This is a genomic window from Pseudomonas sp. 32_A (assembly GCF_017490905.1).
Classification (GTDB): domain Bacteria; phylum Pseudomonadota; class Gammaproteobacteria; order Pseudomonadales; family Pseudomonadaceae; genus Aquipseudomonas; species Aquipseudomonas inefficax.
In genome coordinates this window covers 1-15,408 of sequence record NZ_JAFGYI010000001.1, presented here as the reverse complement: position 1 = coordinate 15,408, position 15,408 = coordinate 1, and the positions used below count along the sequence as shown (strand labels likewise).

The following is a 15,408-nucleotide window of genomic DNA, read 5'->3' as shown; positions in this document are numbered from 1 at the left end:
TGGCGGCAATTAATTGACAGGCTGACGCCTGGCTTCACGCGGTGTGGACGAGGTCGTGGATGCAAAAGAAAGTGGCTGTGTTGCAGTCCAATTACATTCCATGGAAAGGGTATTTCGACCTGATCGGCAGCGTCGACGCGTTCATTCTGTTCGACGATGTCCAGTACACGCGGCGAGACTGGCGTAATCGCAACAAGATCAAGACTGCACAGGGCGAGCACTGGCTGAGCATACCGGTCAGGAACAAGGGTCGTTACGAGCAGTTGATCAACGAAGTGCAGGTTAGCGAGCCGGGATGGGCGCAGGCGCACTGGAAAACCATCGAGATGAGCTACCGCCGCGCGGCTTGCTTCGAACAAATGGAGGGGCCGATCAGGGCACTCTTCGAGCAGGCCGCAGCGCTCACTCATCTTTCCCGTATCAACCACTTGTTCATCGCTGGCCTGTGTCCCCTGCTGAACATCCACACGCCGCTGTATCGCGCCGAAGAGCTGGGGCAGGCAACCGGCAAGAACGAGCGTCTGATCCAGTTGTGCCAAGCCGTGGGCGGCACGCACTACCTGTCGGGGCCGGCAGCCAGCTGTTATCTGGACGAGGCCGCATTTGCCGCTGCCGGGCTTGGTCTGTCGTACATGGATTATGCCGGCTACCCCGAGTACCCCCAGTTATACGGCGAGTTCCAGCACGCGCTGAGTGTCATTGACCTGTTGTTCAACACTGGCGCTGACGCGCCTGCCTTCCTGGAGCGACGACCATGAGCACTACCATTCTGCGCGAAGTGGAACAGTACTACTCCTCGCGTATTCGCGAGCATGGGGCCACCCCGGAAGGGGTCGACTGGAACGGTAGCGCATCCCAGCATCTGCGCTTCGAACAGTTGCTCAAGCTGGTCCCTCGACAGGAGTGGCAGCAGGGTTTCAGCCTGGTCGACGTTGGTTGCGGCTACGGCGCACTGCTGGAATGGTTGCGTGAACGCGGCGCGGCGGTGGACTACCACGGCTATGACCTGTCAGCCGAAATGATCGCGTCGGCCCGCGCCAGGCACGGGGCGGCCCCGTTCACCAGCTTCGAGGTCGCCGAGCGGTCCAGCCGAACGGCTGACTACGCGGTGGCCAGCGGCATTTTCAACGTTTCACAGCAGACTCCGCGTGAGGCCTGGGAAAACTACATTGCCGAGGTGCTTCGCAGTATGGATGCCTGCTCGACCAAAGGCTTCGCATTCAACTGTCTAACCAGCTACTCCGATGCACCATTCATGCGTGACTACCTGTATTACGGCGATCCGTGCTTTTACTTTGACCTGTGCAAAAGAACCTACTCCAGGCAGGTGGCACTCTTGCATGACTATGGCTTGTACGAATTCACACTGCTCGTGCGCAAGGCCCCGTGACCTGCCATCCAACTTCCCTGTTCCCTGGAGATATCCATGCTCAAGAAAGGCTCTACGTCCGTCACCCAATCCAGCGACAGCCAGCTCGAAGCGCGTGAGCGCCTTTGGCAGTCCTTTGCCAACGCGCCGCTCGATGATGCCGAGAAAGAGCGCAATCTCGGCCTGTTCATCCGTTCGGCATCCCTGGCGCGGATGCTGGCGATTTCCGACCTGTATCGCGAGATTGTCCCGCTGCCTGGTTCGGTGCTGGATTTCGGTACCTGGCGTGGCCAGAACGCGGTGCTGTGCGAAAACCTGCGTGCCATCTTCGAGCCTTTCAACAAGCAGCGCCGGGTAGCGGCATTCGATACCTTCGCCGGCTACAAGTCCCATGACAGCGACAGCAAGGTAGCCAACGAGCACTTCCAGGACGGTTGTTACGATACTGGCAGCGGCTATGCCGATTACCTGCGCCATTTGCTCGCCGTGCATGAAAGCATCAATGCGCTGCCGCAGGTTTCCAGCGGCCATCAGGTGGTCGAGGGCGACATCAAGGATACCTTGCCGCGTTTCATCGAGGAAAACCGCAACCTGCTGGTGGCGCTGGCCTTCTTCGACATGAACCTGGAAGGGCCGACCCGCTTTGCCCTGGAGCAGATTCTGCCGCGTTGCGTACCCGGTTCGCAGCTGGCGTTCTTCCAGTTGCAGCGTGACTTCCTGCCGGGAGAGGGCTACGCCTATGTGGCCGAAGTGCTGGGCAAGGTACGTCATGAGATCAAGCGCTCGCAGACTTACCCGTCCCTGTGCATCGTCAAGTTGCTGTAAGGGAGGCGAGCCATGTTTCTGATCATAGGTAACGGCATGGTTGGCCTGGCAATCGCTGCAGGCCTTTCCCGTTCGGTGCCGGCCGAGCGCATTACCGTCGTGGGCCCGATATCGCGGCCCCACAGTGCGTCGATGGCCGCCGCCGCGATGCTCAACTCGTTCGCCGAACTTGAGCCGGGTGCGCTGGACCAGCCGCGTGATCGCCTCAAGTTCGAACTCAGCCAGGCCTCCGCACGGCTGTGGGCGGCGTTCGTCGAAGAGTTCGAGATCCCCGCCGAGCACTATCGGCTAGGCACCGTGCTGGTCAACAACAACGCTTCCAATGCGTTTGAAGACCAGGCCTTCGATGCCATTGCCGGCTATCTCGAAGAATTCGCCGAACCCTACGAGCGGATCGAGCCGACGCTCGAGCCTGCATACTCGCCGGCTTCGGGCTATCGCAGCCGCAACGCCTTGTTCCTGCCCCGAGAGGGTGTGGTCAACCCGGACGGGGTAGTGCATGCCCTGCAGCAGACCTTGGTCAGGCGCGGCGTGCGTTTTGTTGATGGGGTAGTGGAGTCGCTGGACAAGGTCGGCGGTCGCACCTGTGGCGCGCGCCTGGCCGATGGCCGTGTGCTGGCCGCGGAGCGGGTGGTGCTGGCCAATGGCAGCATGGCAACCCGGCTGTGGGCAGAGGACGACTGCATTCGGGTGATCAATGGCGTCGGCGCCACCGTGGTACTAAAAAACCAGGGTATCCAGGGCCGATACGTGCTTCGCACGCCCAACCGAGGTGGCGCCTGTGGCATCTACCATGCGCCTTACCAGGACGATCTTTTCGTGGTCGGAGCGACAAACCTGATCACTACCGTTGACGAGCAGGTACCGCGTGCAGAGTCGGTGGCAGCCCTGATCAATGGTGCGATCAACCAGGTCAATCAGATGCACCGCGCCAGTGGCTTCGTGCGGTACAACTTTGGCTATCGACCGGTGAGCCTCGATGGTTATCCGGTCATTGGTCAGCTCAACGACAATACGTTCATCGCAACCGGCACGCGGCGCGACGGCTACCATTTCGCGCCCTGGTTGGCGGACAACCTGGCAGCTCTGGTGCAGGGGCAGCATCTGTCACCCCAGGCAAGCGCGTATTTCGCCCACACCCGACCACAGCGACGGGCAATGCTCGATCAGTCGGTCGAGGTGTGCTGTCGCAAATACGCAGCAGTCAAATGCTCGGCGCTTTCCCAGCATGGTTTCGACGCGGGGCATACCGATGCCGACCAGGCGCTTGAGCGGTATTACTACCAGCGTGCCCGGGATTTCTTTACCCGTAATGGCATGGAGCAGGCAGTACAGGTCGAGTTTCTCGATGCGCTGATCGGTGGCTACCTGCCGCTGAGCGATTTCACCTGAGGCACGGGCTGGAGAATACGAACGTGAGCAAACAGGTCATCCCCTTCAACAAACCTTTTGTCGTTGGCAAGGAGCTGTTCTACATCGCCCAGGCGGTGATGAATGGCGGCATTGCTGGCGACGGGCAGTTCACCCAGATGTGCCAGCAGTGGCTGGAAGACAACCTGGGCTGCCCGAAAGCGCTGCTGGCCCATTCATGCACTGCAGCGCTGGAGATGGCGGCGATCCTTGCCGATGTCGGGCCGGGGGATGAGGTCATCATGCCGTCATTCACGTTCGTCTCCACTGCCAACGCCTTCGTGCTGCGTGGTGCGGTGCCGGTGTTCGTGGATATTCGTCCGGACAGCCTCAATCTTGATGAACGCCTGGTCGAAGCTGCAATCACCGAAAAGACTAAGGCAGTCGTGGCCGTGCATTATGCCGGGCAGCCCTGTGACATGGACGCGCTGTTGCGTATCTGCAACCGTCACGGCCTGATGCTCATCGAGGACGCTGCCCAGGCAATTCTTGCTCGTGAGAAGACCCGGGCCCTGGGTACCATCGGCCACCTCGGCTGCCTGAGTTTCCATGAGACCAAGAACGTCATCAGCGGTGAGGGAGGGGCCTTGCTGATCAATGACCCGAAACTGATCGAGCGCGCCGAGATCATCTGGCAGAAGGGTACCAACCGCAAGGCGTTTGCCCGCGGTGAAGTCAGCAAATACACCTGGGTCGATGTCGGGTCTTCGTTCCTGCCCAGCGAGCTGACGGCCGCTTTCCTGTATGCCCAGCTGGAGCAGGGCGAAAGCATCAACGCTCATCGGCGTGGCTTGTACGAGGCTTACTACAACCAGCTGCAGGCACTGGAGGGCGATGGCTTCTTCCAGCTGCCGCGCACGCCTGGGGGGCGGCCAGCCAACGCGCACATCTTCTACCTGCTGATGCGCAACAACCACGAACGTAGCGAGTTGATCCGGTTCCTGCGCGAGCGGGATATCCACGCAGTGTTCCATTATGTGCCGCTGCATGATTCGCCCGCCGGCCTTCGCTATTCGCGCAGCGTCGGAGAACTGCCGGTGACCTGTGATGTAGCCCAGCGCCTGGTGCGCTTGCCGCTGTATTCGGACATGAGCGCTCGCCAGGTAGCCCAGGTATGTGCCGCAGTCGCCCAATTCTTTGCCGAGTCCCGCGCTGTCTGAGGCGGGCTTGCCGTCGTATTTCCTGATTCTGGAGTTTCCAAGCGATGCCCAATTCTGCCGGGGTTGACGCCCATTCGCTCGACCAGGCGCTGATGCGCTTGCGCTTGATGTATGCCAAGCCGGAGCATCCGTATTACATACTGGCGCCGGACTACCGGGAAACCTCGTCGGGCGTCGCGTCCCTGCATTACCTCTGCCATGTGCTCAATCTGAACGGGCGCGAGGCGTACATCTGCGGTGGCCAGGTGGTCAACCCGAACCTCAAGACGCCGCTCCTGGACCCTCGGACCCAGAAGCGGCATCAGGATGAAGGCAAGGTACCCATCGCTGTCTATCCGGAAGTGGTGGTTGGCAATCCGCTTGGCTGCGATGTTGTGGCGCGTTTCCTGCTGAATTTCGAGGGTTTCCTGACCGGCCAGAGCATGCAGGCAGCGGGCAGTGACCTGTTGTTCTATTCCGGCGCCCTGATCGCCGCGCGGCATGGTTACCCGGATGGCGACTTGCTGTGCCTGCCGACCATCGATGTCGAACTGTTCAGTGCGCCGACACCGGGTAGCGCGCGTGAAGGCAAGTACCTTTACCAGAACCGCCACCCGCTGGAGCAGATCGACTACTCGCAGTTGCCCGGCGATATCCGCCTGCTCAGTATGGCCAACGCCCTGTCGTTACCTGAACTGGCGGTGCTGCTGCGCAAGGCCGAAGTGCTGTACACCCATGAGTGGTCGATGACTTGCGTGATCGCCGTGCTGTGCGGCTGCCCGGTGATTTTCATTCCTGGGTACGGGATCGATCAGTCGTTTCTCGAAGCCAGCTTCATCGGCAGCCACGGCTTCGCGATGCTCGATCAGCCGCACGCGTTGGCGCACGCCAGTGCCGGCCTCGAGGGTGCCCTGCAGCGCTATGTGGAAAAGACTGCACCGTTCTGGCAGCACCTTGAGGTGTTCATTGCCAAGACGCAGTTGGCGGCCCGTCGCGAGTTGGCCGGCAACAGCGCCGGCATGCTGAGATGGTTGCGCCAGCGATACCCGTTGCCGCAGCAGTTGCAATTGATGCAGGAACGTCTGGCTGCGCCCGGTGCGCCTTCGATTGCCGTGCTGGTGCTGGATCATGGTGATCCCGCCGCCTTGGCGCGCACCTTGGGCAGCCTCGACGATGTGCTGTACCAACGCATCCAGGTGTGCGTCCTGGGCGCGCAGGAACCCCGCAGGCCGAACGTGCAGTGGTTCTCGGCTGACTGCCGGGCGCCGCTGCCCTCCATCCATGGTGTGCTCGAAAACAGCCCGTGCGAGTGGTGCATGGTAGTCGATGCCGGCGTGCAGTTTACCGCCAGCGGCCTGCTGGTGGCGGCGCTCGACATGGCGCAGGCCCCGGAGACCTGCCTGGCGGTATTTGCCGATGAGGCCGTTCGTGGCGCCGATGACAGTGTCGAAGGGCGCCTGCGCCCCGACCTCAACCTGGATATGTTGCTCGCCCATCCAGCTGCCTTGTCGCGGCACTGGTTGTATGACACGCGGGCGCTGCTGCAGCAGGGTGGGTTCGACCCGGCATCAGGGCGTGCATTCGAGCTGGCGTACCAGTTGCGCCTCATTGCCGATCATGGTCTCGGGGTGGTAGGCCATGTCAGCGAGCCGTTGTTGATTGCCAACCTGGCTCGGTCCCTGACCTGCGATGACGAATGCTCGGTCATCCAGGCACACCTGCTGGAGCGTGGCTACCCGCATGCACAGGTCCGGCCGACGGCGCAGGCGCCGAATCGCTATGAAATCGACTATGGGTACCAGCAGCCGGCCTCGGTGAGCATCCTGATCTATATCGATGGCGACCTGTCGCGGTTGCAGCGCTGCGTGGAGCAGTTGCTGGCCAATACCACGGCCATCGAGCATGAAGTGCTGCTGGTCGAGCCGGGCAATGACGACCCGCTGCTGCTGCAGTGGCTGGAAATGCTGTGCCAGGTGGGTCAGGGACGCATCCATGTGCTGCGTTTCATGGCAGGACAGACGCGCGCCGCCATGTGCAACGCCGCAGCGCAGGAAGCACAAGGCGAATTCCTCGTCTGGCTGGATGCAGTTGCGATGGTCAGTGATGGTGGCTGGCTGCAGGCCTTGCTCAATCATGCGCAGCGCCCTGAGGTTGGAGCCGTGGGCGGCCTGCTGTCGAGCGTCGATGGTGTGGTCCGGCAGGCTGGTCTGGTGCTCGGCCAGGGTGGGAGCGTGGGCCCGGCTTATGCTGGGCGGGCGATTGGCGAGGAGGGTGAGCTGGCGGCGCTGATGACCGAGCGCAACGGCGTGGCAGTGGGTGATCGTTGCCTGATGGTTCGGCGCGCAACCTTCCTCGACCTGGATGGTTTCACTGTCGATCCGTTGTTGGAGCCCTGGATTGCAGTCGATCTTTGCCTGCGTTTGCAGCAGGCCGGCTACCTCAATGTCTGGACGCCACGCGCCAGGCTGCTGCTGGAAGCGACACCAGCCGCAGTGGTAACCGCTGAACAGGAGGAAGCACTCTACGCTCGCTGGTTACCGCAACTGGCCAGTGATCCTTCCTACAATGCCAACCTGTCGCTACTCACCGGCCATAGCCATGCGCGGCAGGATAATGGCCTGTGCTGGCGGCCGCTGCACGGTATCGTCCCGACGGTGCTGGCTTTTGCGGCGGACCAGCAGGCGGCCGGCCAGGCGCGTGTGATCCAGCCGCTCATGGCGTTGCGAAATGCCGGCGCGATCGATGGCTCGGTGACCACCGGTGTGCTCACCCTGGTCGACATTCAGCGTTACGCGCCCTCCACAATCATCCTGCAGCGCCCGCTGGCAGACGCCGGCCTGCTGACCTTGCGTCGTCTGCGCGCGTTCTCCCAGGCGTTCAAAGTGTATGACCTGGACGGCTATGTCGCGGAAATGGGGCTTGCTGCGGGCATGGGGGGCGATGAATTGCTGCAGCGCCTGAATTACGGCCTGATGCAGGCAGACAGGGTGGTCGTGGCCAGCCCGACATTGGCAGAGATGCTGCTAGGGCAATATGACGACGTTCGCCTGCTCGAAAGTGCGTTACCTGCCACTTGGGGGCAGCTGCAAGGCTTGCGTCGTACGGCGGCCAGGCCGCGACTGGGCTGGGTTGGCAACAAAGATGCGGACCTGTTGGCCGAGGTGGTACCAGCCTTGGCCCAGGAGGTCGACTGGGTGGTCCTGGGTGATTGCCCGCAGGTTTTGAGACCGTATGTCAGCGAGCAGCATCCACAGGTCCCGCTCGAGCGCTTGGGCATTACGCTCGCTGCGCTGAATCTGGACTTGGCGCTGGTACCTATGGCCGATACCTTGGGCAACGCGTGCTCGGCCGATCTGCGGGTACTGCAGCACGCAGCTTGCGCTCATCCCGTCATTTGCAGCCGGGTGGCCGGTTTCGCTGGTGCAGGTAGCTTGCCGTTGTCGAAAGTGGATAACCAGCCGGCTGACTGGCTGCGTGCCATTCGTCTGCACCTGGAAGATCGTGACGCCTCGTCTGCGCTGGGCGATGCGTTGCAGAATGCCGTTCGCTCGAATTGGTTGCTCGAGGGTGAGCGCCTGGAAGTTTGGCGCCAGGCCTGGCTCGCCTGAGTTGCCGAGGCAAGGCCGGAAGCCCGCGCAATGCGGGTGTCCGGCCGCACTCGCGTGGCGAGGTTGCACGCGAAGGCATTGATCTTGTCGAACAATTGGCTGATCGTATACACAACCGTGACTTGGCAGTCGAAACGTGCATCTCTAAGCTATCGAGTCTGCGGGCAATCACGTCGTCTCGTCACGCGAGATCCTGACCCTGGCGCGCAAGCCCGCGAATTTTCGCCATATCTATCGGGAAGCCACAATGATTGGCATCAAAAGCATCGCCAGTTACGTACCTGTCGAAGGTGTCGACAATTACGCACAGGGCGCAAAATTTGGCAAAGACCAGGATTTTATCTTCGGCAAGATCGGTTCGACTTTCTTGCCGCGCAAGGGAAACACTCAGGAAACCTCTGATCTTTGTGTGGAAGCAGCGAAAAACCTGTTTGCTGCCAATCCTGAGCTCGATCCTGCATCCATCGATGCCGTGATAGTCGTCACCCAGAATGGTGACGCGGAAGGCTTGCCGCACACCGCTGCCATCGTTCAGCAAAAGCTCGGCCTGACCACGCAGGTTGCAGCGTTCGATATTTCGCTGGGCTGTTCCGGTTACGTCTACGGGTTGTATGCCATGAAAGGCTTCATGGAGGCGACCGGGCTGAAAAATGGCCTACTGATCACCGCCGACCCGTATTCTAAGATCGTCGACCCAGAGGACCGCAACACCACCATGCTGTTCGGCGATGCCGCCACCGCGACCTGGATGGGCGAAGATGCTGCCTGGCAACTCGGCAAGTCGCTGTTCGGCAGTGATGGTGCAGGCGCCGAGCACCTGCGTACCACCGACGGCAAGTTCTTCATGAACGGCCGCCAGGTCTACAACTTCGCCCTGGTCAAAGTGCCTGCGCACCTGCAGCAGTTGCTCGAGGCCAGCCAGTTGCGCGCCGAGGACATCGACCTGTACTGCCTGCACCAGGGTAGCGCGGCGATCGTCGATGCCGTGTCCGCGCGTTTCGACGAGGGCGCGCACAAGCAGAAGTTCGTCAAGGACATGGTCGAAACCGGCAATACCGTGTCGTCGAGCATTCCGTTGCTGCTGGAAAAGCACGTGCTCAACTCGCCGCACAAGCGCGTAGCACTCAGTGGCTTCGGCGTAGGCCTGTCGTGGGGCTCGGCGATCATCGAGCGCAACGGCTGACCGAGTGCCGTACTGTCTAAAGAAGCGCAGCCCGTACAAGGCTGCGCTTCTTTCGTTTCCAATGTTGGTTTTCTGGCGTCAAACCCTTGATTTCATTGGGGTGGCCGGATGCCAGTAAAAAAAGTGAGAAATCGCCCTAAAGCAAACTGCCCTGACGACGATAAAGATTACGAAGGTTCTCTGTGCCACACCCGGCGAATTGCCAAGGCCGGAAGCCGTAGTACCCAATCCAACGAGGAATTCGTCATGGCTTTGACTGTTAACACCAACACCACCTCTCTGGGCGTTCAGAAAAACCTGAACCGTGCTTCCGATGCACTGAGCACCTCGATGACCCGTCTGTCCTCCGGCCTGAAAATCAACAGCGCCAAAGACGACGCCGCCGGCCTGCAGATCGCTACCCGCATGACCTCGCAGATCCGTGGTCAGACCATGGCTATCAAAAACGCCAACGACGGTATCTCCATCGCCCAGACCGCTGAAGGCGCGATGCAAGAGCAGACCAACATCCTGCAGCGTATGCGTGAACTGGCCGTTCAGTCCCGAAACGACTCGAACAGCACCAACGACCGCGTCGCTCTGGACAAAGAATTCCAGTCGATGGCTTCGGAACTGACCCGTATTGCCAACAGCACCCAGCTGAACGGCAAGAACCTGCTGGACGGTTCGGCTTCGGTCATGACCTTCCAGGTCGGTTCCAACACCGGTGCCGCCAACCAGATCACCATCGACCTGAGCGCCAAGTTCACCGCTTCGGACCTGGGCGTTACTTCCTCGATCAACATCCAGGGTTCCGACACCACTACCGCCGAAGCCAACTTCAGCGCTGCTGTTTCGGCCATTGACGCCGCTCTGCAAACCATCAACAGCAACCGTGCTGACCTGGGTGCCGCGCAGAACCGTCTGACCAGCACCATCAACAACCTGCAAAACATCAACGAAAACGCCGAAGCTGCTCGTGGCCGCGTACAGGACACCGACTTCGCTGCTGAAACTGCCCAGCTGACCAAGCAGCAGACCCTGCAGCAAGCTTCCACCTCGGTTCTGGCCCAGGCCAACCAGCTGCCATCGGCAGTACTGAAGCTGCTGGGCTAATCTGCCTGGTTGCTGGCGGGGAAGTGCTGGTAAGGCACTTCCCCGCCTTTTCATTGCGAGGTGGTGGGCATGGACATGAGCGTCAAGCTGAACCTGTCTTATCCGGCCGCACGTCCGGCCGAGCAGGTTGCCGAAAAACCGGTAGTCCGGTCGACGGAAAACGTAAAGCCCGAAGACGACAAGAAAGACCCCAAGGCGGAGCAGGATGCCGACAAGGTCAAACATGCCGTTTCGGAGATCGAAAAGTTCCTGAAGGCATCGCAGCGCAATCTGGAATTTTCCACGGATGAAGAATCCGGCAAGATCGTGGTCAAAGTCATCGCGACCGACAGTGGTGAACTGATTCGCCAGTTGCCCTCGGAAGAGGCCCTGCGGATCGCTCACAGCCTGAGCGATGTCAAAAGTGTTCTGTTCGACGCCAAGGTATGATTGGCGGCGAACACCAATGAAGTGATGCATGTCTGTCCCGCAGGAGCGGGTTGACGCGTTGATGAGAGGGACTACAGCATGGCAAGCCCGATTACTTCCAGTACAGGCCTGGGTTCTGGTCTCAACATTACCGAGATCGTGACCGCGTTGGTCAAGGCCGATACATCCGCCAAGCAGGCGCAGATCACTCGGCAAACCAGCAACAACACTGCGATGATTTCGGGTATCGGCTCGCTGCGCAGTGCCCTCACGGCATTCCAGGACGCCATGAAGGCGCTCAACAACAAGGATGCGCCGTCGTTCAACGCCTATGCAGCGACCTCGGCCAACGAGTCGGTGGTCAAGATCAAGTCCAGCAACACGGCCGTGGCGGGCAGCTACGATATCGTGGTGGACAAGCTGGCCACCAGCTCGAAAGTCGCCAGCCAGCAGTTCGCTGGTGGCGCCAGTAGTGCGATCACGGCTGGCAAGCTGACCATCAGCCAGGGCGGCAAGACCTATGATCTGGACGTAGCCAGCGGCGCCACGCTGCAGAGCGTGCGCGACCAGATCAACAAGGAAATGAGCGCCAACGGTATTTCCGCCAACATCATCAACGAGGAAGGCGGCTCGCGCCTGGTGCTCAGCTCGACCACCACCGGTGCCGGCAGCGACATTTCCCTTAGCGGCATCCCCGAGCTGACGATCGATGGCACCACGCAGATGTCCGGCACCGGCGCCGGCTTCATCTCTGCCAAGGCTCAGGATGCCGAGCTGACCATCGACGGGCTGAAGGTCAAGAGCGCCTCCAATACCCTCGACAGCGCCATCAGCGGCATGACCCTCGAGCTGACCGGGGTCAGCGCCAAGGCCAGCGGTACTCTCGTTGGTACGCCGACCGCGGTCACCGTGGCAGCGGACAACGAGGGCCTGAAGAAGTCGGTGCAGAGCTTCGTCGATGCCTACAACACGCTGCAGAAGGCGATCACATCGCTGACGTCGACCAGCCGTGATGACAATGACAAGCTGGTGCTCGGCCCGCTCACCAACGATCCGACCACCCGCTCTCTGCTGGGGGATGTGCGCAAGGTGCTGAGTGAGGTGGGGGCGGGCGATCAGCTGACCACGCTGAGCCAGTTGGGCATCAACACCCAGAAAGACGGCACGCTCGAATTCAACAGCACCAAGTTCACCTCGGCGATGAACGACAAGAAGCTCGGCCCGGAAGTGCAGGAGCTGTTCACCGGCACCGACGGTATCTTCGAGCGCATGAACAAGGCCATCGATCCTTACAACAAGACCGATGGCAGCCTTGCAACACGCAAGTCGAACCTCGACAAGGCGGTCTCGGAACTGGCCAACCAGCAGGCAGCCCTGGACCGCCGCACCGAGTCCCTGACCGAGTCCCTGACCAAGAAGTACGTGGCCCTGGACACCGCCCTGGGCAAGATGAAAGCCCAGGCCGACCAGATCACCTCGATCTTCGAAGCGATCAACGCCCAGGCCAAGAAGTCCTGATCGGCTGAACATGCCAAAAGCCCGGCGGCGTCCGCGAGACGCCCCGGGCTTTTTGCTTTTCCCCTAAAGTTCTTTGACGTACAGGCGATACAGCAGGTACAAGCAACTTTTTACCGCAGCAACGAGGCAGATCCATGAACCCGATGTTGGCCCTTCGGCAGTACCAGAAAGTCAACGGCGCAGCGCAGACATCCGAAGCCAGCCCGCACCGCCTGGTGCAGATGCTCATGCAGGGCGGTCTTGATCGCATGGCACAGGCCAAGGGCGCCATTGCCCGCAACGACGTCGCGCAAAGGGGCATTCTCATCGGCAAGGCCATCGACATCATCGGCGGCCTGCGTGAAGGCCTGGACCTGGAAAACCATGCTGAAAGCCTGGCCGAGCTGGACAGTTTGTACATGTACATGAGCCGTCGCCTGATCGAGGCCAACGTCAAAGCCGACCCGGCCATCATCGATGAGGTCGCGCGCCTGCTGATCACTGTGAAGGAAGGTTGGGACGCAATCGGCGATCAGTCGTCGGCTTCCTGATAAAGGAGGATGGCATGAGCGAAGTAATCACCCGGATCGAGCAGACTCGGGAAATGCTGCTGGCGGCGCTGGCCGAGCGCAACTGGGAAGCGGTGGGTGAGCTGGACCTGGAGTGCCGCTTGCGCATCGGCGACATGGTGAGCGAGGCGAAAGGCAACGAGGCTGATGTCAGTGCCAGCCTTGAGCAGTTGTTGGCCGTATACCGTCAACTAATCGATGTTGCAAGTGGTGAACGTCAATCCTTGGTGGAAGAAATGACGAAAATCCGTCAGGCGAAGAACGCGGCAAAGGTATACCATTTGTTCACCTGACCACAGATCTGCAAAAAGCCAAGCGCCATTAATTTGACTGGCTGGTGTTTTTTGACTTTACTAGTGGCTGTTTTCGAATTTCAGACGTCCGAACACTGACCATTCAGTCGGAATGATGTCGAGCACGCCCTCGGGCGCCGATATGACTAGGGAAGTTGCTATTGCATGTGGCGTGAAACCAAGATTCTGCTGATCGACGACGACAGCGCACGCCGCCGCGACCTGGCGGTGGTGCTTAACTTCCTCGGCGAAGAAAACCTCGCTTGCTCCAGCCAGGACTGGCAGCAAGTGGTCGAGCCTTTGTCTTCGAGTCGCGAAGTGCTGTGCGTGCTCATCGGCACTGTAAACGCCCCGGGCAATGTGCTTGGGCTCGTTAAGACAGTGGCTGGGTGGGATGAGTTCCTTCCGGTTCTGCTTTTGGGTGAAATTTCTTCTGCGGAGTTCCCGGAAGACCTTCGCCGCCGGGTACTTTCCAACCTGGAAATGCCGCCAAGCTACAGCCAGCTGCTGGATTCGCTGCATCGTGCCCAGGTCTATCGCGAGATGTACGACCAGGCGCGCGAGCGTGGTCGCCAGCGCGAACCCAACCTGTTCCGCAGCCTGGTCGGCACCAGCCGTGCCATCCAGCACGTGCGCCAGATGATGCAGCAGGTGGCCGATACCGATGCCAGCGTGTTGATCCTGGGTGAGTCCGGCACCGGCAAGGAAGTGGTCGCGCGCAACCTGCACTACCATTCCAAGCGCCGCGAAGCGCCGTTCGTGCCGGTCAACTGCGGTGCGATCCCGGCCGAGTTGCTGGAAAGCGAACTGTTCGGCCACGAGAAGGGCGCCTTCACCGGGGCGATCACCAGCCGTGCCGGGCGTTTCGAGCTGGCCAACGGCGGTACCCTGTTCCTCGACGAAATCGGCGACATGCCGTTGCCGATGCAGGTCAAGCTGTTGCGCGTGCTGCAGGAGCGTACCTTCGAGCGCGTGGGCAGCAACAAGACCCAGAGCATCGATGTGCGCATCATCGCCGCGACCCACAAGAACCTCGAGACCATGATCGAGGAGGGCACGTTCCGCGAAGACCTGTACTACCGCCTGAACGTGTTCCCCATCGAGATGGCGCCGCTGCGTGAGCGGGTGGAAGACATCCCGCTGCTGATGAACGAGCTGATCTCGCGCATGGAGCACGAGAAGCGCGGTTCCATCCGTTTCAACTCTGCGTCGATCATGTCGCTGTGTCGCCACGGCTGGCCGGGCAACGTGCGCGAGCTGGCCAACCTGGTGGAGCGCATGGCGATCATGCACCCGTACGGGGTGATTGGCGTGTCCGAGCTGCCGAAGAAATTCCGTTACGTCGATGACGAAGACGAGCAGATGGTCGACAGCCTGCGCAGTGACCTGGAGGAGCGCGTGGCGATCAACGGCCATACGCCGAACTTCAACAACCACGCCATGCTACCGCCTGAAGGCCTGGACCTGAAGGACTACCTGGGTAGCCTGGAGCAGGGCCTGATCCAGCAGGCGCTGGACGATGCCAACGGTATCGTTGCACGCGCGGCTGAACGTTTGCGTATTCGTCGTACCACCCTGGTCGAGAAGATGCGCAAGTACGGCATGAGCCGCCAGGGGGGCGAGGAGCAGGCAGAGGATTGATGGCTGGGTCTGGGGTGTTCGCCTCGACCTTTCCGGCGCCTGTTAGACCGAGCGCCGCCCGCGCGGCGCTTCGCGGGACAAGCCCGCTCCCACATTTGTTGCAACGTGCCGAACCTGTCAGGCCATGGTTGCCTGCCTTGGTGCATGTCGTGAGACGGGCGGGGCGGCATCAATACCCATCTAGAAATCCAGTCATGCCGACAAGGCTGAAAACCATGGCCTCACAGGCATGGCCACGTTGCAGCAAATGTGGGAGCGGGCTTGTCCCGCGAAGCGCCGCGCGGGCGGCGCTCGGTCTAACAGGCGCAGAAAGTGTAACGGCAAACACCCGCGAAGCGCCGCGCGGGCGGCGCTCGGTCTAACAGGCGCAG

At 60.8% G+C, this 15,408-nt stretch carries 13 protein-coding genes; all 13 read left to right on the top strand.

Features of this window, described 5'->3' with window-relative positions; translation table 11 throughout:
- Nucleotides 1–59 precede the first annotated feature (59 nt).
- Nucleotides 60–758 carry a WbqC family protein gene (locus J5M58_RS00065; RefSeq protein ID WP_207876855.1) on the top strand — a complete coding sequence of 233 codons (699 nt, stop codon included), beginning with the start codon at nt 60–62 and terminating at the stop codon, nt 756–758.
- Nucleotides 755–1,390: a class I SAM-dependent methyltransferase gene (locus J5M58_RS00060; protein WP_207876853.1), complete on the top strand. Its 636-nt coding sequence runs from the start codon at nt 755–757 to the stop codon at nt 1,388–1,390. Before J5M58_RS00065 ends, J5M58_RS00060 begins: the two co-directional genes overlap by 4 nt.
- 36 nt (nt 1,391–1,426) lie before the next feature.
- Complete coding sequence (locus J5M58_RS00055; RefSeq protein WP_207876851.1) at nt 1,427–2,194, top strand: dTDP-6-deoxy-L-hexose 3-O-methyltransferase; 768 nt, start codon at nt 1,427–1,429, stop codon at nt 2,192–2,194.
- A gap of 12 nt (nt 2,195–2,206) precedes the next feature.
- Entirely contained in the window at nt 2,207–3,586 is a 1,380-nt protein-coding gene (locus tag J5M58_RS00050; protein WP_207876849.1) for an FAD-binding oxidoreductase, read from the top strand.
- 23 nt (nt 3,587–3,609) lie between these two features.
- Nucleotides 3,610–4,764 carry a dTDP-4-amino-4,6-dideoxygalactose transaminase gene (rffA, locus tag J5M58_RS00045; protein WP_207876847.1) on the top strand — a complete coding sequence of 385 codons (1,155 nt, stop codon included), beginning with the start codon at nt 3,610–3,612 and terminating at the stop codon, nt 4,762–4,764.
- A gap of 44 nt (nt 4,765–4,808) precedes the next feature.
- Nucleotides 4,809–8,351 carry a glycosyltransferase gene (locus J5M58_RS00040; protein WP_207876845.1) on the top strand — a complete coding sequence of 1,181 codons (3,543 nt, stop codon included), beginning with the start codon at nt 4,809–4,811 and terminating at the stop codon, nt 8,349–8,351.
- Between the two features lie 247 nt (nt 8,352–8,598).
- Entirely contained in the window at nt 8,599–9,534 is a 936-nt protein-coding gene (locus J5M58_RS00035) for a ketoacyl-ACP synthase III (RefSeq protein ID WP_207876843.1), read from the top strand.
- Between the two features lie 246 nt (nt 9,535–9,780).
- A complete protein-coding gene (locus J5M58_RS00030; protein WP_112253097.1) occupies nt 9,781–10,629 on the top strand; it encodes a flagellin domain-containing protein in 849 nt (282 codons plus the stop codon).
- A gap of 69 nt (nt 10,630–10,698) precedes the next feature.
- Nucleotides 10,699–11,058: a flagellar protein FlaG gene (locus J5M58_RS00025; RefSeq protein WP_112253096.1), complete on the top strand. Its 360-nt coding sequence runs from the start codon at nt 10,699–10,701 to the stop codon at nt 11,056–11,058.
- Nucleotides 11,059–11,136: 78 nt separating this feature from the next.
- Entirely contained in the window at nt 11,137–12,555 is a 1,419-nt protein-coding gene (gene fliD, locus J5M58_RS00020) for a flagellar filament capping protein FliD (RefSeq protein ID WP_112253095.1), read from the top strand.
- A 134-nt stretch (nt 12,556–12,689) separates the two neighbouring features.
- Nucleotides 12,690–13,085, top strand: a complete 396-nt coding sequence (gene fliS, locus J5M58_RS00015; protein ID WP_112253094.1) for a flagellar export chaperone FliS — start codon at nt 12,690–12,692, stop codon at nt 13,083–13,085.
- A 14-nt stretch (nt 13,086–13,099) separates the two neighbouring features.
- A complete protein-coding gene (locus J5M58_RS00010; protein ID WP_112253093.1) occupies nt 13,100–13,396 on the top strand; it encodes a flagellar protein FliT in 297 nt (98 codons plus the stop codon).
- Nucleotides 13,397–13,561: 165 nt separating this feature from the next.
- On the top strand, nt 13,562–15,037 hold the full coding sequence (gene fleQ / locus J5M58_RS00005) for a transcriptional regulator FleQ (protein WP_112253092.1): 1,476 nt from the start codon (nt 13,562–13,564) through the stop codon (nt 15,035–15,037).
- Nucleotides 15,038–15,408 lie beyond the last annotated feature (371 nt).

Bases quoted from the DNA above. Each gene is read 5' to 3' on its own strand.
- J5M58_RS00065 (WP_207876855.1), top strand. From the start codon at position 60: ATGCAAAAGAAAGTGGCTGTGTTGCAGTCCAATTACATTCCATGGAAA.
- J5M58_RS00060 (WP_207876853.1), top strand. From the start codon at position 755: ATGAGCACTACCATTCTGCGCGAAGTGGAACAGTACTACTCCTCGCGT.
- J5M58_RS00055 (WP_207876851.1), top strand. From the start codon at position 1,427: ATGCTCAAGAAAGGCTCTACGTCCGTCACCCAATCCAGCGACAGCCAG.
- J5M58_RS00050 (WP_207876849.1), top strand. From the start codon at position 2,207: ATGTTTCTGATCATAGGTAACGGCATGGTTGGCCTGGCAATCGCTGCA.
- J5M58_RS00040 (WP_207876845.1), top strand. From the start codon at position 4,809: ATGCCCAATTCTGCCGGGGTTGACGCCCATTCGCTCGACCAGGCGCTG.
- J5M58_RS00035 (WP_207876843.1), top strand. From the start codon at position 8,599: ATGATTGGCATCAAAAGCATCGCCAGTTACGTACCTGTCGAAGGTGTC.
- J5M58_RS00030 (WP_112253097.1), top strand. From the start codon at position 9,781: ATGGCTTTGACTGTTAACACCAACACCACCTCTCTGGGCGTTCAGAAA.
- J5M58_RS00025 (WP_112253096.1), top strand. From the start codon at position 10,699: ATGGACATGAGCGTCAAGCTGAACCTGTCTTATCCGGCCGCACGTCCG.
- fliD (WP_112253095.1), top strand. From the start codon at position 11,137: ATGGCAAGCCCGATTACTTCCAGTACAGGCCTGGGTTCTGGTCTCAAC.
- fliS (WP_112253094.1), top strand. From the start codon at position 12,690: ATGAACCCGATGTTGGCCCTTCGGCAGTACCAGAAAGTCAACGGCGCA.
- J5M58_RS00010 (WP_112253093.1), top strand. From the start codon at position 13,100: ATGAGCGAAGTAATCACCCGGATCGAGCAGACTCGGGAAATGCTGCTG.
- fleQ (WP_112253092.1), top strand. From the start codon at position 13,562: ATGTGGCGTGAAACCAAGATTCTGCTGATCGACGACGACAGCGCACGC.